18 protein-coding genes are annotated in these 20,083 nt (G+C 73.1%); 9 read left to right on the top strand and 9 right to left on the bottom strand.

Annotated elements, in window-relative coordinates; all coding sequences use genetic code 11:
- Positions 1-3 precede the first annotated feature (3 nt).
- The 4 genes from tsaD to ML5_RS02690 all read left to right on the top strand — a co-directional run bounded on the left by tsaD (position 4) and on the right by ML5_RS02690 (position 4,865).
- Positions 4-1,050 carry a tRNA (adenosine(37)-N6)-threonylcarbamoyltransferase complex transferase subunit TsaD gene (tsaD, locus tag ML5_RS02705; protein WP_013288556.1) on the top strand — a complete coding sequence of 349 codons (1,047 nt, stop codon included), beginning with the start codon at positions 4-6 and terminating at the stop codon, positions 1,048-1,050.
- A 17-nt stretch (positions 1,051-1,067) separates the two neighbouring features.
- The gene (locus ML5_RS02700; RefSeq protein WP_013473654.1) at positions 1,068-1,322 is read left to right on the top strand and encodes a hypothetical protein; all 255 of its coding nucleotides are present in this window, start codon (positions 1,068-1,070) and stop codon (positions 1,320-1,322) included.
- Between the two features lie 70 nt (positions 1,323-1,392).
- Positions 1,393-3,099, top strand: coding sequence for an ABC transporter ATP-binding protein (locus ML5_RS02695; RefSeq protein ID WP_013288554.1), 1,707 nt, complete (start codon positions 1,393-1,395; stop codon positions 3,097-3,099).
- Positions 3,096-4,865, top strand: a complete 1,770-nt coding sequence (locus tag ML5_RS02690) for an ABC transporter ATP-binding protein (RefSeq protein WP_013473653.1) — start codon at positions 3,096-3,098, stop codon at positions 4,863-4,865. The genes ML5_RS02695 and ML5_RS02690 overlap by 4 nt, the downstream gene beginning before the upstream one ends.
- A 53-nt stretch (positions 4,866-4,918) precedes the next feature.
- Here ML5_RS02690 and ML5_RS02685 read toward each other — a convergent pair whose 3' ends face one another.
- The 7 genes from ML5_RS02685 to ML5_RS02655 all read right to left on the bottom strand — a co-directional run bounded on the left by ML5_RS02685 (position 4,919) and on the right by ML5_RS02655 (position 12,209).
- The gene (locus ML5_RS02685; RefSeq protein WP_013288552.1) at positions 4,919-5,656 is read right to left on the bottom strand and encodes a DUF4142 domain-containing protein; all 738 of its coding nucleotides are present in this window, start codon (positions 5,654-5,656) and stop codon (positions 4,919-4,921) included.
- Between the two features lie 98 nt (positions 5,657-5,754).
- The gene (locus tag ML5_RS02680) at positions 5,755-6,930 is read right to left on the bottom strand and encodes an ROK family protein (protein ID WP_030269402.1); all 1,176 of its coding nucleotides are present in this window, start codon (positions 6,928-6,930) and stop codon (positions 5,755-5,757) included.
- Between the two features lie 31 nt (positions 6,931-6,961).
- Positions 6,962-8,221: a sugar ABC transporter permease gene (locus ML5_RS02675; RefSeq protein ID WP_013473652.1), complete on the bottom strand. Its 1,260-nt coding sequence runs from the start codon at positions 8,219-8,221 to the stop codon at positions 6,962-6,964.
- The gene (locus ML5_RS02670) at positions 8,218-9,012 is read right to left on the bottom strand and encodes an ATP-binding cassette domain-containing protein (RefSeq protein WP_201766732.1); all 795 of its coding nucleotides are present in this window, start codon (positions 9,010-9,012) and stop codon (positions 8,218-8,220) included. The genes ML5_RS02675 and ML5_RS02670 overlap by 4 nt, the downstream gene beginning before the upstream one ends.
- Before the next feature lie 122 nt (positions 9,013-9,134).
- Positions 9,135-10,238 carry a sugar ABC transporter substrate-binding protein gene (locus ML5_RS02665; protein WP_013473650.1) on the bottom strand — a complete coding sequence of 368 codons (1,104 nt, stop codon included), beginning with the start codon at positions 10,236-10,238 and terminating at the stop codon, positions 9,135-9,137.
- A 203-nt stretch (positions 10,239-10,441) separates the two neighbouring features.
- Positions 10,442-10,921 carry a Cys-tRNA(Pro) deacylase gene (ybaK, locus tag ML5_RS02660; RefSeq protein WP_013473649.1) on the bottom strand — a complete coding sequence of 160 codons (480 nt, stop codon included), beginning with the start codon at positions 10,919-10,921 and terminating at the stop codon, positions 10,442-10,444.
- 55 nt (positions 10,922-10,976) lie between these two features.
- Positions 10,977-12,209, bottom strand: a complete 1,233-nt coding sequence (locus tag ML5_RS02655; protein WP_013473648.1) for a methyltransferase domain-containing protein — start codon at positions 12,207-12,209, stop codon at positions 10,977-10,979.
- A gap of 254 nt (positions 12,210-12,463) precedes the next feature.
- On the opposite strand from ML5_RS02655, the gene groES reads away from it, so the two are divergent.
- The 3 genes from groES to ML5_RS02640 all read left to right on the top strand — a co-directional run bounded on the left by groES (position 12,464) and on the right by ML5_RS02640 (position 16,262).
- Complete coding sequence (gene groES / locus ML5_RS02650) at positions 12,464-12,778, top strand: co-chaperone GroES (protein WP_018222648.1); 315 nt, start codon at positions 12,464-12,466, stop codon at positions 12,776-12,778.
- A gap of 70 nt (positions 12,779-12,848) precedes the next feature.
- On the top strand, positions 12,849-14,492 hold the full coding sequence (groL, locus tag ML5_RS02645) for a chaperonin GroEL (protein ID WP_013288545.1): 1,644 nt from the start codon (positions 12,849-12,851) through the stop codon (positions 14,490-14,492).
- A gap of 123 nt (positions 14,493-14,615) precedes the next feature.
- Positions 14,616-16,262, top strand: coding sequence for a sulfite oxidase (locus ML5_RS02640; protein ID WP_041784059.1), 1,647 nt, complete (start codon positions 14,616-14,618; stop codon positions 16,260-16,262).
- 172 nt (positions 16,263-16,434) lie between these two features.
- Here ML5_RS02640 and ML5_RS02635 read toward each other — a convergent pair whose 3' ends face one another.
- Positions 16,435-16,818, bottom strand: coding sequence for a WhiB family transcriptional regulator (locus tag ML5_RS02635; RefSeq protein ID WP_013288543.1), 384 nt, complete (start codon positions 16,816-16,818; stop codon positions 16,435-16,437).
- 252 nt (positions 16,819-17,070) lie between these two features.
- Here ML5_RS02635 and ML5_RS02630 point away from each other — a divergent pair, with 252 nt between their 5' ends.
- On the top strand, positions 17,071-17,889 hold the full coding sequence (locus ML5_RS02630) for a response regulator transcription factor (protein ID WP_013288542.1): 819 nt from the start codon (positions 17,071-17,073) through the stop codon (positions 17,887-17,889).
- A 12-nt stretch (positions 17,890-17,901) separates the two neighbouring features.
- Here the strand turns inward: ML5_RS02630 and ML5_RS02625 are convergent, their stop codons facing one another.
- Positions 17,902-18,306 (bottom strand): DUF5319 domain-containing protein, encoded by a 405-nt coding sequence (locus tag ML5_RS02625; RefSeq protein WP_013288541.1) that lies wholly within the window; start codon positions 18,304-18,306, stop codon positions 17,902-17,904.
- A gap of 197 nt (positions 18,307-18,503) precedes the next feature.
- Here ML5_RS02625 and guaB point away from each other — a divergent pair, with 197 nt between their 5' ends.
- Positions 18,504-20,066: an IMP dehydrogenase gene (gene guaB / locus ML5_RS02620; protein WP_013288540.1), complete on the top strand. Its 1,563-nt coding sequence runs from the start codon at positions 18,504-18,506 to the stop codon at positions 20,064-20,066.
- Positions 20,067-20,083 lie beyond the last annotated feature (17 nt).

The following is a 20,083-nucleotide window of genomic DNA, read 5'->3' as shown; positions in this document are numbered from 1 at the left end:
CGCATGGCTGACGAACCCCTGATCCTCGGCATCGAGACCTCCTGCGACGAGACCGGCGTGGGCATCGTGCGCGGGCACACGCTGCTCGCCGACGCGCTCGCCTCCAGCGTCGAGGAGCACGCCCGGTTCGGCGGCGTGGTGCCCGAGGTGGCCAGCCGCGCCCACCTGGAGGCCATCGTGCCGACCATGGACCGGGCTCTGCGCGAAGCCGGCGTCACCATCGCCGACATCGACGCCATCGCCGTGACCTCCGGGCCGGGCCTGGCCGGCGCACTGCTCGTCGGGGTCGCCGCCGCCAAGGGGTACGCGGTCGCGGCGGAGAAGCCGGTGTACGGCGTGAACCACCTTGCCGCGCATGTGGCGGTGGACACGCTCGAACACGGCCCGCTGCCCGAGCCCGCGATCGCGCTGCTGGTCTCCGGCGGGCACTCCTCGCTGCTGCGCGTCGACGATCTGGCCCGCGACGTGGTCCCGCTCGGCGCCACCATCGACGACGCCGCCGGCGAGGCGTTCGACAAGGTGGCCCGGCTGCTCGGGCTGCCGTTCCCCGGCGGGCCGTACATCGACCGCGAGGCGCGCGCCGGTGACCCGGCGTCGATCGCCTTCCCGCGCGGGCTGACCGCCGCGAAGGACCTGGTCGGACACCGGTACGACTTCTCCTTCTCCGGCCTGAAGACGGCTGTGGCCCGCTGGGTGGAGGCGCGGCAGCGGGCCGGTGAGCCGGTGCCGGTCGCCGACGTGGCGGCATCCTTCCAGGAGGCGGTCTGCGACGTGCTCGTCGGCAAGGCGATCGACGCCTGCCGCAGCAGCGGCATCGACACGCTGGTGATCGGCGGCGGAGTGGCGGCCAACTCCCGGCTGCGGGCGATGGCCGAGCAACGGGCCGGCAGGCACGGCATCCGGGTGCGTACGCCCCGGCCGAAGCTCTGCACGGACAACGGCGCGATGGTGGCCGCGCTCGGCTCCCACCTGGTCGCCGCGGGCGTCGCGCCGAGCCGGCTGGACCTGCCGGCCGACTCGGCGATGCCGCTGACAGTGGTCAGCGTGTGAGCGGGGAGGGGACCGACATGATCGTCCGCATGTGGGAGGCCAAGGCCGAGCCGTACGGCTTCGCCGACCTGATCACCTGGGTCTGCGAGACCGCGCTGCCCGAGTTCGAGCACGACCCGATGCACGTCTCCAGCGAGGTGTTCTCCTCCACCGACCACCGGCTGGTGGTCATCTCCAAGTGGCGGAACAGCCCTCGGGATCTGCCCGAGCCGCCGGCGCGCCTGATCGCCCGCCCGCCGCACAGCTGGGACTTCACACAGGTCGACCGCTGACGCGAGGGTCGTCACGACCGCCGGAATTGGTTGGCGCGCGGGTCGCCCCGGCACCTAGCGTCGGTGCGCCATGCGCTTCTCACCGGCCGGCGATCCCGGCACCCCCGACGCGCGGTCGGCCACTCGATATCTCGTGTGGCTCGCCGGGCGACATCCCGTCATCTTCGGCGCCGGGCTCGCGCTCGGCGTGATCTGGATGCTGGCCCAGGCGCTGGTGCCGGCCGTGCTCGGCCGCGCCGTGGAAGCCGGCCTGGCCCAACGCGACCCGGACGCGCTGGTGCGCTGGAGTCTGGCCCTGCTCGGGCTGGGTCTGGTGCAGGCCGTCGCCGGGATCCTGCGCCACCGCTGCGCGGTGCACAACTGGCTCGGCGCCGCCTACCGCACCGTGCAGGTCACGGTGGACGCCACGAACCGCCTCGGCGCGGCGCTGCCCCGGCGGGTCGCGGCGGGCGAGGTGGTGAGTATCGGCACCGCCGACATCGAGCACATCGGCAGCGCCATCGACATCACCGCCCGGGGCGCCGGCTCGGTGGTCGGCATCGTCACCGTGGCGGTGATCCTGCTCAGCGCCTCCCAGCCGCTCGGCCTCGTGGTGGTGCTCGGGGTGCCGCTGCTGATGGCGCTCGTGGCGTTGCTGATCCGCCCGCTGCACCGGCAGCAGGCCGCGTACCGGGACTCGACCGGCCGGCTCACCGCCCGGGCCGCGGACATCGTCTCCGGCCTGCGCGTGCTGCGCGGAGTCGGCGGCGAGCCGGTGCTGTCCGAGCGCTACCGGCAACGCTCGCAGGCGTTGCGCGCGGACGGGCTGCGGGTGGCGCGGGTCGAGTCGCTGTTGCAGGCGGCGCAGATCCTGCTGCCCGGCGTCTTCGTGGTGCTGGTGACCTGGCTGGGCGCCCGGTTCGCGCTGCGCGGCGAGATCAGCGCCGGCGAGCTGGTCTCGTTCTACGGCTACACCGCGTTCCTGGTCAGCCCACTGCGCAACCTCACCGAGGCGGCCGACAAGCTGACCCGGGGACACGTCGCGGCCCGTCGGGTCGTCCGGTTGCTGCGGCTCGCGCCGGAGTTCACCGACCCGGCCACCCCGGTGCCGGTGCCGGCCGGGCCGGGCGAGCTGGCGGACGTACGTTCCGGACTGGTGCTGCGACCGGGCCGGCTGACCGCGCTGGCCGCCGCCACCCCGCAGGACGCCACCGAGATCGCCGACCGGCTCGGCCGGTACGCCGACGGGGACGTCACGCTGCACGGCGTACCGCTGCGGGACGTGGCGCTGGCGACGGTGCGGGAGCGGATCCTGGTGGCCGACAACGACGCGCAGCTGTTCAGCGGCGTGCTGCGCACGGAGCTTGACCCGCACGACCGGGCCGAGCCCGGCGCCGTGGCGGCGGCGCTGGCCGCGGCGAGTGCCACCGACATCGTCGAGGCGCTGCCCGGCGGCCTGGACGGCGAGGTCGCCGAACGCGGCCGGGAGTTCTCCGGCGGGCAGCGGCAACGGCTGCGGCTGGCCCGCGCGCTCGTCGCCGACCCGGAGACGTTGATCCTGGTCGAGCCGACCAGCGCGGTGGACGCGCACACCGAGGCGCGCATCGCCGAACGGCTCGGCCCGGCCCGCCGCGGCCGCACCACGCTCGTCTGCACCACGAGCCCGCTGGTGCTCGGTCACGCCGACCACGTGGTCTTCGTCGAGGACGGCAAGGTCGTCGCCGAGGGCCGGCACGAGGAACTGCTCGCCGGCGAGCCGCGCTACGCCGCCACGGTGAGCCGGGAGGAGGACCGATGAGCAACGCGCTGCCCGTCGCCGACATCGCCCAGGTCCGCCGGTACGTGCGCGAGCTGATCCGCCGTCACCCGCGTGGCCTGGCCGTCGCGCTCGGCCTGCACGCGCTCGCCGCCGGCGCCGGGCTCGTCGCCCCGCGCCTGCTCGGTGACCTGGTGGAGGGGATCTCCCAGGGCATCGCCGCGACGACTGTGGACCGGGTCGTGGCGGCCATCGCCGCGTTCGTGGTGGTGCAGGCGGTGCTGGTCCGCTTCGCGCACCTGGCCTCGGCCCGGCTCGGTGAGCGGGTGCTCGCCGAGCTGCGGGAGGAGTTCGTCGACCGGGTGCTCGCGCTGCCGCTCGCCACTGTGGAGCGGGCCGGCACCGGCGATCTGCTCACCCGCACCTCGCGGGACGTCGCCGCGCTGTCCCGCACGGTCCGGTTCGCCGGGCCGGAGACGCTCATCGCCGCGCTGACCGTGCTGCTGATCCTGGGCGCGCTGGTGCTGACCGGCCCGCTGCTGGCGCTGCCCAGCCTGCTGGCGGTGCCGGTGCTGTGGGCCGGCACCCGCTGGTACCTGCGCCGCGCGCCGCAGGGCTACCTGCGGGAGAACGCCGCCTACTCGGACATCACCGACGGGATCAGCGAGACGGTCGAGGGGGCGCGGACCACCGAGGCGCTGCGGCAGGCGGCCCGCCGCCGGGCCCGCGGCGACGCGGACATCAGCCGGTCGTACGCGGCCGAGCGCTACACGCTCTACCTGCGGACCGTGTTCTGGCCGGTGGCCGAGTTCGGCTACCTGGTGCCGATGGTGGCGACCCTGCTCATCGGCGGCTGGTTCCACCTGAAGGGCTGGGCCAGCCTCGGCCAGGTCACCGCCGCCACGCTCTACGCCCAGCAGCTCACCGACCCGATCGAGCGGCTGCTCGGCTGGCTGGACGAGTTCCAGGTCGGCGGCGCCTCGCTGGCCCGGCTGCTCGGGGTGGCCGCCGAACCGGACGAGCGCGCCAAGGCATTCGCCACGCCGGACGAGCGCGCCGCCGCTGCGGGCAGTGCGGGCGGCGCGGGCCGGCTCGCCGCGCACGACGTCCGGTACGCGTACCGCCCGGGTCACGACGTGCTGCACGGCGTGACGCTGGAACCCCGGCCGGGTGAGCGGCTCGCGATGGTCGGCCCGTCCGGGGCGGGCAAGTCGACGCTGGGCCGGCTGCTGGCGGGCGTGCACGCGCCGAGCGCCGGCACTGTGACAGTGGACGGCCGGCCGCTCGCCGGAATGCCCCTGGCCGAGCTGCGTACCCATGTCGCGCTCGTCAGTCAGGAGCACCACGTGTTCATCGGGACGCTCGCCGACAACGTGGCGATGGTCCGGCCGGACGCCGACCCGGCTCGGGTACGCGCGGCGCTGGCCGCGGTCGACGCGCTGGACTGGGCGCTGGCCCTGCCGGACGGGCTCGACACGGCGGTCGGGGCGGGTGGCCACCCGCTCACCCCCGCGCAGGCGCAGCAGCTCGCGCTGGCCCGGCTGGTGCTCGCCGACCCGCACACGCTGGTGCTGGACGAGGCCACCTCGCTGATCGACCCGCGGGCGGCCCGGGCACTGGAACGGTCGCTGGCGGCGGTGCTGCACGGCCGTACCGTCGTCGCCATCGCGCACCGGCTCTTCTCCGCGCACGACGCGGACCGCGTGGCGGTGGTCGCCGACGGGCGGATCACCGAGCTGGGATCACACGACGAGCTGGTCGCGGCCGGTGGCTCGTACGCCGCGCTGTGGCGCTCCTGGCACGGCTGAGAACGCGCGACGGGCCCCGGCACACGTGCCGGGGCCCGCTCGACGGCCGGGGGTCACGTGCGGCGGGTCAGCCGCCAGGTCGCGTACCCGCCGGTGCCGAGCGCGATCAGGAACACCGCCCACACCACACCGGTGCCCACCTGGAGTCCACCGCCGCTGCCCACGTTGGCCTGGGCGGCGGCGACGAGCGAGTCGCTCTGCGCGGGCGGCAGCGCGGCCGGCGGCAACTGTTGCCAGCGCACCAGCCCGGTGCTCTCCAGCATGGTCATGTGGTCGTTGACGAACGTGTTGGCGTCCTCGGCCAGCTTGCGCACGATCGGGTCGCGGGTGCTGGCCCGGACCGCGCCGATCACCGGGAAGATCTTGCCGTGGGCGACCCGCAGCCGGGTGACGAAGATCTGGTCGAACCGGGCGCCGGTGGCGTTCTGCATCTCGGTCAGCCACCCCTTCTGCTCGGCCGTCGGATCCGTCGGCAGGGTGGCGCCCAGCTTGTTCGCGGCCTCGACCACCAGCAGGTCCAGCTCCGCGTGCTGCTTGGCGATCTCCGCGCCGACCTCGCGTACCCGGGCGGACTGGCCCTTCTCGGCCGCCATCTGCCCGGCCGGCATCTCCCACAGCCCGGCCAGCCGTACGCCGTTGAGCAGCGTCATGTCGGCGGCGTTCATCTGCACGCCGGGGTTGGGTGCGGCCTGTGCCGTCCCGGGAATGACGCCGATCCCCGCGCCCAGCGCGGCGAGCAGCAGTACCACCCGGTGCGCCAGCTTGCGGCGTGCGGATTCCAGCGATGCCATGGTTGCGGTGCCTCCTCGGTCCGGACCGGTACGCGGGGTCGTGGACGGCCGCGCAAGCCGGCCGCCCGTCCGCACACTGGTACGGATCGGCGGGCCGATCAGTTCAGCGGGTCGGCGAGGAGTCGTTCGAACGCCAGCTCGGCGGCGCCGATCAGCGCCGCGTCGCCACCGAGCTTCGGGGTACGCAGCCGTACGTGCTCCAGGCACGCGGGCAGCCCGTTGGAGTTGAGCCGGCTGCGTACCTGCGCCGCGGAGGCCAGGTATAGGTCACGCATGGTGCCGCCGAAGATGACCATCTCCGGGTTGAAGATGTTCACCAGGTTCGCGACGCCGAAACCGAGCCAGTCGCCGGCCTGCCGTACCGCGGTCTGGGCGCGGGCGTCGCCGCGGTCGGCGGCGTCGAAGACGGCGAGCAGGGCGTCCCGGCCACGCGCCTCGGACCGGCCGGCGGCGCGCAGCAGCCCGTGCTCGCCGATCTCGGTCTCCCAGCAGCCGCGCCGGCCGCAGTCGCAGCGCACCCCGTCGCGGACCACCACCATGTGGCCGACCTCGCCGCCGTAGCCGCCGTGCCCTCTCAGCCGCCGGCCCCCGGCGATGATGCCCGCGCCCACGCCGACGTCGCCGTAGATGTAGATGACGTTGTCGCAGCCGACCGCCGCGCCCCGGGCGTGCTCGGCGTACGCGGCCACGTCGGCCACGTTGCCCACCGTGATGGGTACGTCTATCCCCAGCTCGACGGCGAGCGCCGCACCGATCGGCTCGTCCACCCAGCCGGTGGTGGGGCTGAGCCGGACCAGTCCGTCCTCCCGGCGGACCATGCCGCACACGGCCACCCCGGCGCCGACGCAGATCGCGTCCGGCGGCACCGACTGGTGCATCTCCTTGACCGCGCCGGCGAGCAGCGGGGCGGCCTCCCCGGCGACCAGGTTGCGCGGCCGGTCCATCTCCCGGCGGTCGAGCACCTCACCGCCGAGCCCGACCCGCGCGGCCCGCAGCCGGTCCACCTCGACGCTGTACGCGTACGCGTAGACCCGCCCCGACTCGGGCCGGACGACGAGTGACGGTCGTCCGGCCCGGCCGGTCTCCTTCGGCGTCCCCTCGCTGACCAGACCGGCGCCGGCCAGGTCCGCGGTCAGCGCGCCGATGGTGCTGCGGTTGAGGCCGAGCGCTGTGGTCAGCTCGGCCCGGGTGGTGGCGCCGTGGACGTGTACATAGCGGAGCAATGCGCCCAGGTTCTGCCGACGGATCTCGTCCTGACTGGGGCCCGCGCGCATTGCCACTGCCATGGTGTTCCCGTACCCCGGGTCAGCGCGTGCCGGTGGCGGCGGCCCGCCGACGCGACAGCGCGTCGATGGTCGCCGCGGCGAGCAGCACCACGCCGGTGACCACGAACTTGACGCCCGAGCTGTATCCCATGAGTCCCATACCGTTGTCGATGACCGCCACCACTGCGCCACCGAGCACGGCGTCGAGGACCCGGCCCTTGCCGCCGAAGAGGCTGGTGCCGCCGATCACCGCCGCGCCCACGGCGTAGAGCAGTACGTTACTGCCCCCGGTGTTGGGGTCGACCGAGTTGGCCCGGCTGGCGGCCACGATGCCGCCGATCGCGGCCATCGAGGAGCAGATGATGAACACGGAGATGCGGATCCGGTCGACGTTGATGCCGGCCCGGCGGGCCGCCTCGGCGTTGCCGCCGACCGCGTAGATGTGCCGCCCGTAGCTGGTGCGCTGGAGCACGAACGTCCAGACGACGAGCAGGATCGCGATGATCGGCACCACGATCGGCACGCCCTTGAGCGAGACGACGAGCACGTTGCGGCTGCGCTCCAGGTTGAGCACGTAGACCGCCACGCCGAGGATCACGGCCAGACCGGCGATCCGCGCGGCGACCACCGCGATCGGGTCGGTGAGCAGGCCGCGGGCGGCACGGTTGCGGTGCCGCAGCAACTGCACGGCCGCGTACCCGGCGACGGCGACGGCAGCGAGCGACCAGCCCAGCACGGGCGAGAGGTTGCGGTTGGCGATCGCCACGAGCACGTCGTCCCGGACCGCGATGTTGGCGCCCTCGTCCATGAGCGTCAGCACGACGCCCTGGAAGGCCAGGAACCCGGCGAGCGTGACCACGAAGGAAGGGATGCCGACCTTGGCGACCAGCAGGCCCAGCACGGTGCCGATCACCACGCCGGTGACGACGGCGGAGAGCACCGCCACGTACCAGGGGTAGCCGAGTACCGTCACCACGTTGGCCAGGATCGCGGCGCAGACGCCGCTGGCGAAGCCGGCGGAGAGGTCGATCTCGCCGAGCAGCAGGACGAAGACCAGACCCATCGCGATGAGCGTGACCGCCGCGCCCTGGGTGAACAGGTTCGCCAGGTTGCCGGCGGTGAAGAACGACGGGCGGGCGATCGAGAAGCCCACCGCCAGCGCCACGAGCATGACCACGGCGGGGAGCGCACCGATGTCGCCGCCGCGTACCCGGCGCCAGTAGTTGTTCACGTGGCTGCCGACGGTCGGTGTCGGGGTGACGCCGGCCGGGCCTTCCTTCTTCACGACGATGGCGGTCATCGGACGGCTCCTGGAGTGGTGTCGGCGGGCGCGGCGCCGTTGCCGCCCGGCTCGCCGGTGAGGCCGAGGCTGCCGGAGCGGCCGGCGGTGATCAGCTCGACCACCTGCGAGTGGGTGATGTCGGTGGTCTTCACCTGGGCGACCATCTGGCCGAGGTAGAGCGCGGCGATCCGGTCGGATACGGCGAAGACGTCGTTCATGTTGTGCGAGATCAGCACCACGGCCAGGCCGTTGTCGGCCAGCCGGCGGACCAGCTCCAGCACCTGGGCGGTCTGCGCGACGCCGAGTGCGGCGGTCGGCTCGTCCAGGATGACGAGCCGGCTGTTCCAGAGCACGGCCTTGGCGATGGCCACAGTCTGCCGCTGGCCGCCGGAGAGGCTGGCCACGTGCTGGCGCAGCGACTTCACGGTGCGCACGCTCAGGCCGGCGAGCGTCTCGGCGGCCATCTGCTCCATGGTCGGCTCGTCGAGCACGATGCCGCTGCGCTTCTCCCGGCCGAGGAACATGTTCTGCACGATGTCGAGGTTGTCGCAGAGCGCGAGGTCCTGGTAGACGACCTCGATCCCGAGCGCGGCGGCGTCCCGAGGGCTGTTGATGGTCACCGGGCGGCCGTCGAAGACGAACTCGCCGGCGTCGGTGGGGTGGATGCCGCTGATGCACTTGACCAGGGTCGACTTGCCGGCGCCGTTGTCGCCGACCAGCGCGGTCACCTCGCCGGCGTGCGCGGCGAAGGCGACGTCACGCAGCACCTGGACGGGACCGAAGCTCTTGTCGATCCCGCGTAGCTCCAGCAGGGGGGGTTGCGGACACGGGGTTCTCCTTTGGGCGGAGGGAGGTCTCGGATCCCGTCCGGCGCGGGCGCCGCCCGGCACGGGGAACCCCGTGCCGGGCGGCGCCGCCTGAGGCGGGTGGGTCAGCTCACGCCGGCGTCGGTGCAGAGCTTCGCGAAGGCACCGGTGCAGAGCTCTTCCTTGGTGACGTATCCGTCGGCCACCACGTCCTTGACGTTGTCCTTGTAGATGGCCTTGGGCTCCAGCAGCACCGACGGCACGTCCCGGCCGCCCTCCGGGTCCTTGACCGTCTGGCCGGTGTCCTTCCGCTCACCCTTGGCGAGCGCGATGGCCAGCTCGGCGGCGGCGTCCGCCTCCTTCTTGACCGCCTTGTAGACAGTCATGCACTGGTCACCGGCGAGGATGTTCTGCAGGCCCTCCTTGGTGGCGTCCTGACCGGTCACCGGAACCTTGCCGTTGAGCTTGTTCTTCTTCAGCACCGAGATGGCCGCGTTGCCGAGACCGTCGTTGGCGGCGAGCACGCCGTCGATCTTGCCGCCGGCCTTGGTCAGCTGCTGCTCGAAGATCGTGGCGGCCTGCGCGTTGTCCCAGGCCGGCACCGAGTCGTCGGCGACCTTGGTGTACTCCTTCGAGTCGAACTTCGGCTTGAGCACCGAGTCGTACCCGTTCTTGAACAGGGTGGCGTTGTTGTCGGTCGGCGAGCCGTTGAGGTACGCGATCGACGGGTTCTTGACGCCCTTGTCGGTCAGGCACTTGCTCAGGCCCTCGCCCTGGAGCTTGCCGACCGCCTCGTTGTCGAAGCTGACGTAGTACTGGGCGGAGCCGCCCAGGGTCAGCCGGTCGTAGTCGATGGTCGCGACGCCCTGCGACTTGGCCTTGTCGAGCACGGCCTTGCCGGTGCCGGAGTCCAGGTTGACGATCATCAGGACGTTGACGCCGTTGGTGATCATCTGGTCGGCGATGGTCTGGAACGCGGTCTTGTCGTTCTGCGCGTTCTGGATGTCGGACTCGACGCCGGCCGCGTCGAACGCCGCCTTGAGGTACTTGCGGTCCGCGCCCTCCCAGCGGGCGGAGGACTTGCTGTCCGGCAGGATCACGCCGATCTTCGGCTTCTTGGCGTTGGAGCCGCCGGCCTCGTCGGAAGAACCGCCGTTGTCACCGCAGGCGGCCATGCTGCCGGTCGCGAGAAGACCGACGGCCGCGAAGGTGAGGAAGCCCTTGCGCATGTGCAGGGTCCTTTCGGAGGTGGGGGAGTGGTGATGTTTTGTTGTGCCCGGCAACGTATTCCCCGCTTCCCATGCGCCGCAAGACTGCCGAGGTCAGAAGTTTGTTGGCGGCGGTAACAATTCAGCAACGCGGTTGTCACCCGCGGGACACCGCCGGGAGAGCGCGTTCCGGAAACGCTCCCACACGTACCGTCACGAGCCGCTCAGGCAGTGGCGATCGACGCCGTCGTCGCCCCGGTCAGCGCCACCAGATCCGTCGGCGCGAGCTGCACCTGCAACCCCCGGCGACCCGCCGAGACGTACACCGTCGGGTGCGTCAGCGCGGAGGCGTCGATGACAGTCGGTAGCCGCTTGCGCTGCCCGAGCGGGCTGATGCCGCCGCGGACGTATCCGGTCGCGCGCTCGGCCGTCGTGCGCTCCGCCATCGTCGCCCGCTTGCCGCCGGCCGCGGCGGCGAGCGCCTTCAGGTCCAGCTCGCCGGTCACCGGCACCACCGCCACCGTCAGCCCGCCGTCGACCTCGGTGACGAGCGACTTGAACACGCGCTCCGGCGCCACGCCGAGCGCGGTCGCCACGAGCGCGCCGTAGTTCGGCGCGCCCGGCGAGACGTCGTAGGTGTGGGTGCTGTGGGCGATCTTCCGCTTGCTCAGCAACGCGATCGCCGGAGTGCCAGGGCCCGCCACGGGCTCAAGCTAACCCGCGCGCCGCGACACCGCGAGCCGGAAACGTGAGCCGGGGTCAACCGCCGGGCGGAACCGGCCGGCAGACGAGCACAGTGGGGTCGCCTGCCACCCGGGTCAGCGCCAGACCGGCCGCCTCGTCACCGGACAGCCGCAGGTCGCGGCGCAGCTTCTCCGGCTCCAGCGCCGAGCCGCGCTTACGGATCTCGACCCGGCCGACGCGCCGCTCCCGCAGCAGGGCGCGCAGCCGCTTCAGCGAGAACGGCAGCACGTCGGTGATCTCCAGGCAGCGGGCGAACGGGGTGGGCCGGGCCTCGTCGGCGTACAGGTAGGCGATCGACGGGTCGGCGAGCGTGGCGTCGAGGTCGGCGGCCAGCTCGGCGACCAGGTGCGCGCGCACCACGGCCGGATCCGGGTCGTAGAGGAACCGCCGCACCGGTCCCACCGGCGCCTCCTGCGCACCGGTCCCGGTGAGGTGATAGGAAGGGACCCTTTTACTACCGGAGGCGTTAAGAAGGGGCCCTTCCTTCTCGCGCAGCAGGGTGGCGCGGCGTGGGACCTCGGCCAGCTCGCCGCACCAGAGCGCGGCCTCGACCAGGTCGCCGTCCACGCTCACCCACTCCGCCTCGGCGCCGGCCGGGATCAGCGCGTGGTCCAGCCCGGGCGCCACCTTCACCACTGTGCGCGGCACGCGTGCGGCCAGGCCGGTGACGAAGTCCCACGGCGGCGAGTAGGCGTTCGGGTCGAACACACGCCGCCCGGTGCCGGCCCGCCGCCGCGCCGGATCGCAGAACACGGCGTCGACCCCTGTCGCGTCGAACGCTGTGGCGTCACCGCGCTCGACAGTCACCAGGTCGGCCAGCCCGGCCGCCTCGGCGTTCGCGGCCGCCATCGCGGCGGTCACCGGGTCGGCCTCCACCGCGTACACCCAGATGCCGGCGCGGGCCGCGGCGAGCGCGTCGGCCCCCAGCCCGCACCCCAGGTCGGCCAGCGTGGTCACACCCGCGGCCCGCAGCCGCGCGGCGCGCCGGTCGGCGACCGCGCGGCGGGTGGCCTGCTCCAGCCCGGCCCGGGTGAGGAACATCCCGGCCGCCGCCGCGCCGAACTTGCCGACCGCCCGGCGGCGCAGCTCGGCCTGGGTGAGTGCGGCCGCCGCGAGCCCGCCGGGGATTCCGGCCGAACGCAGCGCGGCCGCCGCCGCCAGCGGGTCGCCGCCGGCCACCCGTTCGGCCGCGGCGAGCGCGGCCGACCCCTCGGGGGTACGCAGCGCGGCGAGCTGGTCGAGATCCACGCGCTCATTCTCCCGGCCCGGTTCCGGCGCGACACGGAGGGCGACGCGTTGGCACTCTCCTTGACGGAGTGCTAGCCGAGGAATAACCTGCGATTAGCACTCTCACCCTGAGGGTGCCAACGCCCGAGCCTCGTGCCCGGGGGTTGAGCGCCAGGCGGACCGGCACCCGCGACGACGGCCCCGCCCGGTGGCATGTGGCAGATTGACGCTGGTCGGCATGCCGGCCGGCAACGACACCAAGTACCCGGGAGGGTATGCCCGTGACTACCGCGACCAAGGTTGCGATCAAGCCGCTCGAGGACCGCATCGTGGTCCAGGCGAACGAGGCCGAGACCACCACCGCCTCGGGCATCGTGATCCCCGACACCGCCAAGGAGAAGCCGCAGGAGGGCACCGTCCTCGCTGTCGGCCCGGGCCGGATCGACGACAAGGGCAACCGCGTGCCGATCGACGTGAAGGTCGGCGACACCGTCCTCTACTCGAAGTACGGCGGCACCGAGGTCAAGTACGCCGGCGAGGAGTACCTGGTGCTCTCCGCCCGCGACGTCCTCGCGGTCATCGAGAAGTAAGCAACCGATCAGTGTCGTTGCCCCGGTCCGGCTCGCCGGGCCGGGGCGACGTCGCTTCGAAGGGATACTGATGGCGAAGATCCTCAGCTTCTCGGACGACGCCCGGCACCTGCTCGAGCACGGTGTCAACGCCCTCGCGGACGCGGTGAAGGTCACCCTCGGCCCGCGCGGGCGCAACGTCGTCCTGGACAAGAAGTTCGGTGCGCCCACGATCACCAACGACGGCGTGACCATCGCCAAGGAGATCGAGCTCACCAACCCGTACGAGAACCTCGGCGCGCAGCTGGTCAAGGAGGTGGCGACCAAGACCAACGACGTCGCCGGCGACGGGACCACCACCGCCACCGTGCTGGCCCAGGCCATGGTCCGCGAGGGCCTGCGCAACGTGGCCGCCGGCACCAACCCGACCGGCCTGAAGCGGGGCATCGACGCGGCGGCCGCCAAGGTCTCCGAGGCGCTGCTCGGCAAGGCCGTCGAGGTCGCCGGCAAGGAGTCGATCGCGCACGTCGCGACCGTCTCCGCGCAGGACGCCGCCATCGGCGACCTGATCGCCGAGGCGATGGAGAAGGTCGGCCGCGACGGCGTCATCACCGTCGAGGAGGGCTCCGCGCTCACCACCGAGCTGGAGGTGACCGAGGGTCTCCAGTTCGACAAGGGCTTCATCTCGCCGAACTTCGTCACCGACCTGGAGGCGCAGGAGGCGGTCCTGGAGGACCCGTACATCCTGATCACCACCCAGAAGATCTCGGCGATCGAGGAGCTGCTGCCGCTGCTGGAGAAGGTTCTCCAGAACAACAAGCCGCTGCTCATCGTCGCCGAGGACGTCGAGGGCCAGGCCCTGTCCACGCTCGTGGTCAACGCGCTGCGCAAGACCGTCAAGGTCTGCGCCGTCAAGGCCCCCGGCTTCGGCGACCGCCGCAAGGCGATGCTCCAGGACATGGCGATCCTGACCGGTGCCGAGCTGGTCGCCCCGGAGCTGGGCTACAAGCTCGACCAGGTCGGCCTGGAGGTGCTCGGCACCGCCCGTCGCGTCGTGGTCGACAAGGAGAACACCACAGTCGTCGACGGTGGCGGGCAGGCCTCCGAGGTCGCCGACCGGGTCGCGCAGATCCGCAAGGAGATCGAGGCCTCCGACTCCGAGTGGGACCGGGAGAAGCTGGCCGAGCGGCTGGCGAAGCTCTCCGGCGGCATCGCCGTGATCAAGGTCGGCGCGGCCACCGAGGTCGAGATGAAGGAGCGCAAGCACCGCATCGAGGACGCCATCGCCGCGACCAAGGCCGCGGTCGAGGAGGGCACGGTCCCGGGTGGCGGTGCCGCCCTGGCCCAGATCCTGCCGGCGCTCGACGACGACCTGGGCTTCACCGGTGACGAGAAGGTCGGCGTCTCGATCGTGCGCAAGGCGCTCGTCGAGCCGCTGCGCTGGATCGCCCAGAACGCCGGCCACGACGGCTACGTGGTGGTGCAGAAGGTCGTCGCCCAGGACTGGGGTCACGGCCTCGACGCCGCCACCGGCGAGTACGTCGACCTGGCCAAGTCCGGCATCATCGACCCGGTGAAGGTGACCCGCAACGCGGTCAGCAACGCCGCCTCGATCGCGGGCCTGCTGCTCACCACCGAGAGCCTCGTGGTGGAGAAGCCGGCCGAGCCGGAGCCGGCCGCCGGTGGGCACGGCCACTCGCACGGTCACGGCCACCAGCACGGCCCGGGCTTCTGACCCGACCGCACGGCCCGACGTCAGGGCACACCGCCGACCCGGTGGTGTGCCCTGACGCGTATGCCCTTACGGAACGCTGACGACATTGGCAGCCGGGCCGGCGGGTCGACCAGACTGGACGCCGTGAGCACCCTCTCCCGTCGCCGCGCGGCACTGGCCGGTGTCGTCGCCGCCGTGGTGGCACTCGGTACCGCCGAGCCCGTGGCGGTCCTGACCGGCCCCCGGTCCGCGCCGCTCGTCGCCGTCGGCGGACTCGTCGTCGACCTGGTGCCCGAGCCGGTCAAGCAGTTCGCCATCGACGTCTTCGGCACGTACGACAAGATCGCCCTGCTGGTCGGGACGGCGCTGCTGCTGGCCGCCTTCGGGGCGCTGCTCGGCCTGGCGGCGGCCCGGCGGCTGGTGGTCGGCCTGGCCGGCGTCGCCGCGTTCGCCGTGCTCGGCGTCGCCGCCGCGCTGACCCGGGCGGGCGCGAACGCGTTCGACGCGCTGCCCTCCCTGGTCGGCGGCGGACTCGGCGCGCTGACGCTCTGGGCGTTCGTGGCCGGACCGCTGGGCGCCGGCCCGGCACGCCGGGAGCAGGCCGGGCGCGACCGGGCCGACGCGGCGGACCGGCCGCCGTCGGCGCCGCCTCCGGCGGTCGCCGCGCTCGCGGGGGAGGAGAGGACCCCGGGTGGCTGGGAGCCGGTACGGCACGACGACGACGCGGAGTCGCGGCGGCGGTTCCTGCGCGGCGCCGGGCTGCTCACCGGCGCTGCGGCGGTGGCCGGGCTGGGCGGGCACTGGCTGGCCGGGCGGCGCGGCGTGTCGGCGGCCCGGGAGGCGGTGACGCTGCCCGCCCCGGCCGTGCCCGCCCCGCAGGTGCCGGCCGGAGCCGACCTGTCACTGCCCCGGCTAGCGCCGTACGTGACGCCGAACCGGGAGTTCTACCGGATCGACACGGCGCTGGTGGTGCCGCAGGTGGACCCGGCCACCTGGCGGCTGCGGATCCACGGGCGGGTGCGCAACCCGATCGAGCTGAGCTTCGACGACCTGCTGGCCCGCCCGATGGTCGAGCGGTACGTGACGCTCGCCTGCGTCTCCAACGAGGTGGGCGGCGACCTCATCGGCAACGCGCGCTGGCTCGGCGTACCGATCAGGGAACTGCTCGACGAGGCCGGCCCGGAGGAGGGCGCGGACCAGGTGGTCGGGCGCGCGGTCGACGGGTGGACCTGCGGCACGCCCACCTCGGTGCTGCGCGACGGGCGGGACGCGCTGCTCGCGGTCGGCATGAACGGCGAGCCGCTGCCGATCCAGCACGGCTTCCCGGTGCGGATGGTGGTGCCCGGCCTCTACGGGTACGTGTCGGCCTGCAAGTGGCTCACCGAGCTGGAGCTGACCAGCTTCGCCGACTTCGACGCGTACTGGGTGCCGCGCGGCTGGTCCGCGCAGGGACCGATCAAGACGCAGTCCCGGATCGACACGCCCCGGCCCCGCAGCCGCCCGGCCGCCGGCCCGGTGATCGTGGCCGGTGTGGCGTGGGCGCAGCGCCGCGGCATCCGTCGCGTGGAGGTACGCGTCGACGGCGGCCCCTGGCAGGAGGCGACGCCGGCCCCGGCGGTGTCGGCGGACACCTGGGTGCAGTGGTCCTGGCGGTGGGACGCGACGCCGGGCGAGCACACGCTCCAGGTGCGGGCGACCGACACGACCGGTGAGACCCAGACGGAACAGCGCGCCCCGGTCGCCCCGGACGGCGCGACCGGCTGGCACACAGTGCGGGTCACGGTCACCTGACGACCGCCCCACCCCGAAAGATCAACACCAGTTCCCCGAAGTGGTGGCATCAGAGGCTCCGCGATATGGCCATTTCGCCGAGCTGGTGTTGATCACGCGGGGGGCCGGGGCGGGACGACACGACGCCGCGCCCCGGGGGTCCGGGGCGCGGCGTCGGGGGTCGTGAAGCCGGTCAGGCGACCTTGCGCTGGTCCGGCACGGCGGTGTTGTGCGGCCGGCCGAGGCGCGCCTCCAGCCGGGCGATGTCCACCTTGGTCTGCCGGCGGTCGGCCAGGTCCTCCCAGCCGAGGGCGAGCAGCCGCAGCCGCTCGGACTCGCTGAACCCGCCCCAGACGCCGTACGGCTCGCGTACGGAGAGCGCGTGGGCGGCGCACTCGGCGCGTACCGGGCAGGCGCGGCAGACCGACTTTGCACCCATCTCGCGGCGCAGCCGGGAGGAGCCGCGCTCGCCGTCCGGGTGGAAGAACTGCGCGCTGTCGCGGCCACGGCAGGCTCCGAGCCGCTGCCAGTCCCAGAGCTCGTCGATCGGTCCAGGCAGCCTACGTACGTTCGACATCAGCACCCCTCCTCCCGCGCGGCACCGCGGAGAATGTTCGTTGCCAGCTACCGGGCGGCGGTCCGCGCGGGATGCCGGTTCCGGATGAACCCCTCGGTACCCGAGCGGTCCGCGGCTCACACATCTGTGATCGAAAACCTCGGACACTCGGCGGCATATGCCCCATCTGTCGGAAAAGTTCGGATGATTGCCCGGAACCCCCTCCCGAGCCCACCTCCGCATGGTCTGCTCTGAGTCGGAGAGGAGACCACTGTGCGTAGTGTTCTTGTGTGCGTTCGGACACCATTGGCGGCCCAGCATCTGACCTCCGCGGCGGCGCGGCTCGGGCTGTCCGGCGTCGTCCGGACGGCCGTCTCCGATCCGGAGGTGATGTTGCGGCTCGCCGAGCGCCCGGTGGACGTGGTGCTCGCCGACACCGCCCTGACCCGTCCGGACAGCGCCGGCTTCGTCCGGCGGGTGCTGGCCCGTGCCCCGCAGGCGGCGGTGCTGCTGCTCGGCGCCGAGGAGTCGGAGTCGGCGGCGGCCACCATCAGCGCCGGGGCGCGCGGACTGATCCAGAACGCCGACCACGACCTGACCAGCGCGGTCGCCAAGGCGCTGCTGCTGCTCTCCGCCCCCGGGCGGAGCAACAGGCACCGGGTGGCGGACACCGCCCGGGACGCGGCGGCTGTGGGCGGGCCGACCCGGCCGGCGGCGCCGGGGCGTACCCAGGGTGGGCCCGGCTGGCCGGCGACGGCGCCGGTGGACGCGGCGGGCCTGCCCACAGTGGTGCCCGTGCAGCGGGGTGAGGACCCGGACGACCCGGCGGCGGCCGACGGCGCGGAGGCGCCCCGGCCCGGTGCGGCCCAGCGGCCGGCGCGGTCGCCGCGCAGCGCGATCGGGCTGACCGAGCGGGAGCTTCAGGTGCTGCTCGGCATGGCCGAGGGCAAGAGCAACGCGGAGATCGGGCGGGAGCTGTTCGTCTCCGAGGACACGGTCAAGACGCACGCCCGGCGGCTGTTCCGCAAGCTCGGCGCGCGCGACCGGGCGCACGCCGTGGCGGCCGGGTTCCGGGCCGGCCTGGTCGCCTGACCCGCGCGGGGATCACTCCTGCGCGGAGTCGTCGGTGCCCTCGGTGAGCGTGTCGTGCACGCCGTCGGCGTAGCCGCGGGCGTAGTCCCAGCTCACGTAGTGGTCCGGGTCGGGGTCGTAGGCCGGCTCGTGCACCCGGGGACGCCCCGAGTTGAGCAGGTGGCGCAGGTTGCCGCGCAGCAGGTCCCAGTCGAAGTAGTGCGGCTCGCGGCAGTCCTCGCACTCGATCACCAGGCCGCGCACACCGATCGGCTGGAGCAACGCCTGGTAGATCTCCAGATCGGCGAGATCCTCCAGGACGTCCTGGCGCTCGACCTCGCTCAGCGGGTCGAGCGCGTCGTCGTCGCCGGGATCGTGCAGGCCGGCAGCCGGATCGGCCGGGTCGCCGTTGAACGGGTCGATGGGCTCGTCGTGCACCCCTTCACCGTAGACCCCGCGCCGCCGGAAAGCCCGCCCCAGCCCGTGCTGTGGCCCGGCCTACCCTCGGGCCCGCCGCTTCCCGGGCGCGCACGGGCAAGTGGGTACGATGAGGCGACGCGCCGTCACCAGGCGCCTGCCGGTGCCCCCGCGCGCCGCCTCGCTGCAGCCCGTACGACCAGCTCAGGGGAGCAATCGTGGAGAATTCGCCCAGCACCGAGATCCCGGCCGGCACCGACGGCGGGGAGTTGGGTGGCCATCTGCCCGAGCTGCCGGCCGGTTCGGCCCGGGTGGTGCCGCTCGGGCTGACCTTCGACGACGTCCTGCTCCAGCCGGGCGAGTCGGACGTCGTGCCCAGCCGCGTCAACACCCGCACCCGCCTCACCCGCAACATCGAGCTGACCGTGCCGCTGCTGTCCAGCGCGATGGACACGGTCACCGAGGCGCGGATGGCGATCGCCATGGCACGCCAGGGCGGCATCGGCGTGCTGCACCGCAACCTCTCCGTCGAGGACCAGGCGCTCCAGGTCGACCTGGTGAAGCGCTCCGAGTCCGGCATGATCACCAACCCGGTGACCGCCAGCCCGGACGACACGCTGCGCGAGGTCGACGCGCTCTGCGGGCGCTACCGCATCTCCGGCGTGCCGGTGGTGGACGGGCAGGGCCAGCTGGTCGGCATCGTCACCAACCGCGACATGCGGTTCGTCTCCGACCCGGCCACGCCGGTGCGCGAGATCATGACCCGCACCCCGCTGATCACCGCCCCGGTCGGCGTGAGCAAGGACGACGCGCTCGGCCTGCTGCGCCAGCACAAGATCGAGAAGCTGCCGATCGTGGACGCGGGCGGCAAGCTGCGCGGCCTGATCACGGTCAAGGACTTCACCAAGAGCGAGCAGTACCCGAACGCCACCAAGGACGACGCGGGCCGGCTCCGGGTCGCCGCCGCGGTCGGTGTCGGCGAGGACGGCTACAAGCGCGCCCGTGCCCTGGTCGACGCCGGCGTGGACGTCGTCATCGTCGACACCGCGCACGGCCACCAGCGCGCCGTGCTGGAGATGGTCGCCCGGCTCAAGCGGGACGTCACCATCGACATCGTGGGCGGCAACATCGCCACGTACGCGGGCGCGAAGGCGCTCGTCGAGGCCGGCGCGGACGGCGTGAAGGTGGGCGTCGGCCCGGGCGCCATCTGCACCACCCGGATCGTGGCCGGTGTGGGCGTACCGCAGATCACCGCGATCATGGAGGCGGCCCGCGCCGCCGGCCCGGCCGGTGTGCCGGTCATCGGTGACGGCGGCATCCAGTACTCGGGCGACATCGCCAAGGCGCTCGTCGCCGGCGCCGACACGGTGATGCTCGGCAGCCTGCTCGCAGGCTGCGAGGAGAGCCCCGGCGAGCTGATCTTCATCAACGGCAAGCAGTACAAGGCGTACCGGGGGATGGGCTCGCTCGGCGCGATGCAGTCGCGCGGCCAGGGCAAGTCCTACTCCAAGGACCGCTACTTCCAGCAGGACGTGCTCGCCGAGGACAAGCTCGTCCCGGAGGGCGTCGAGGGCCAGGTGCCCTACCGGGGGCCGCTCTCCGCCGTCGCCCACCAGCTCATCGGCGGGCTGCGCGCCGCGATGGGGTACGTGGGCGCGGAGAGCATCCCGGAGCTGCACCGGCGTGGCCAGCTCATCCGGATCACCGCGGCCGGGCTCAAGGAGAGCCACCCGCACGACATCCAGATGACCGTCGAGGCGCCCAACTACCACTCCCGCTGAACCACCACCCCCAAACC

It is taken from the genome of Micromonospora sp. L5 (assembly GCF_000177655.2).
In the GTDB taxonomy this organism is placed as follows: Bacteria; Actinomycetota; Actinomycetes; order Mycobacteriales; family Micromonosporaceae; genus Micromonospora; species Micromonospora aurantiaca.
The sequence above is the reverse complement of the archived record's forward strand: the minus strand, read 5'-3'. Positions and strand labels throughout refer to the sequence as shown.

What these genes read in the sequence shown, in the direction of transcription:
- groES (WP_018222648.1), top strand. Translation starts at nt 12,464, where the DNA reads ATGCCCGTGACTACCGCGACCAAGGTTGCGATCAAGCCGCTCGAGGAC.
- ML5_RS02675 (WP_013473652.1), bottom strand. Translation starts at nt 8,221, where the DNA reads ATGACCGCCATCGTCGTGAAGAAGGAAGGCCCGGCCGGCGTCACCCCG.
- ML5_RS02680 (WP_030269402.1), bottom strand. Translation starts at nt 6,930, where the DNA reads ATGCGCGCGGGCCCCAGTCAGGACGAGATCCGTCGGCAGAACCTGGGC.
- ML5_RS02685 (WP_013288552.1), bottom strand. Translation starts at nt 5,656, where the DNA reads ATGGCATCGCTGGAATCCGCACGCCGCAAGCTGGCGCACCGGGTGGTA.
- ML5_RS02635 (WP_013288543.1), bottom strand. Translation starts at nt 16,818, where the DNA reads ATGTCGAACGTACGTAGGCTGCCTGGACCGATCGACGAGCTCTGGGAC.
- ML5_RS02700 (WP_013473654.1), top strand. Translation starts at nt 1,068, where the DNA reads ATGATCGTCCGCATGTGGGAGGCCAAGGCCGAGCCGTACGGCTTCGCC.
- ML5_RS02695 (WP_013288554.1), top strand. Translation starts at nt 1,393, where the DNA reads ATGCGCTTCTCACCGGCCGGCGATCCCGGCACCCCCGACGCGCGGTCG.
- groL (WP_013288545.1), top strand. Translation starts at nt 12,849, where the DNA reads ATGGCGAAGATCCTCAGCTTCTCGGACGACGCCCGGCACCTGCTCGAG.
- tsaD (WP_013288556.1), top strand. Translation starts at nt 4, where the DNA reads ATGGCTGACGAACCCCTGATCCTCGGCATCGAGACCTCCTGCGACGAG.
- ML5_RS02665 (WP_013473650.1), bottom strand. Translation starts at nt 10,238, where the DNA reads ATGCGCAAGGGCTTCCTCACCTTCGCGGCCGTCGGTCTTCTCGCGACC.
- ML5_RS02690 (WP_013473653.1), top strand. Translation starts at nt 3,096, where the DNA reads ATGAGCAACGCGCTGCCCGTCGCCGACATCGCCCAGGTCCGCCGGTAC.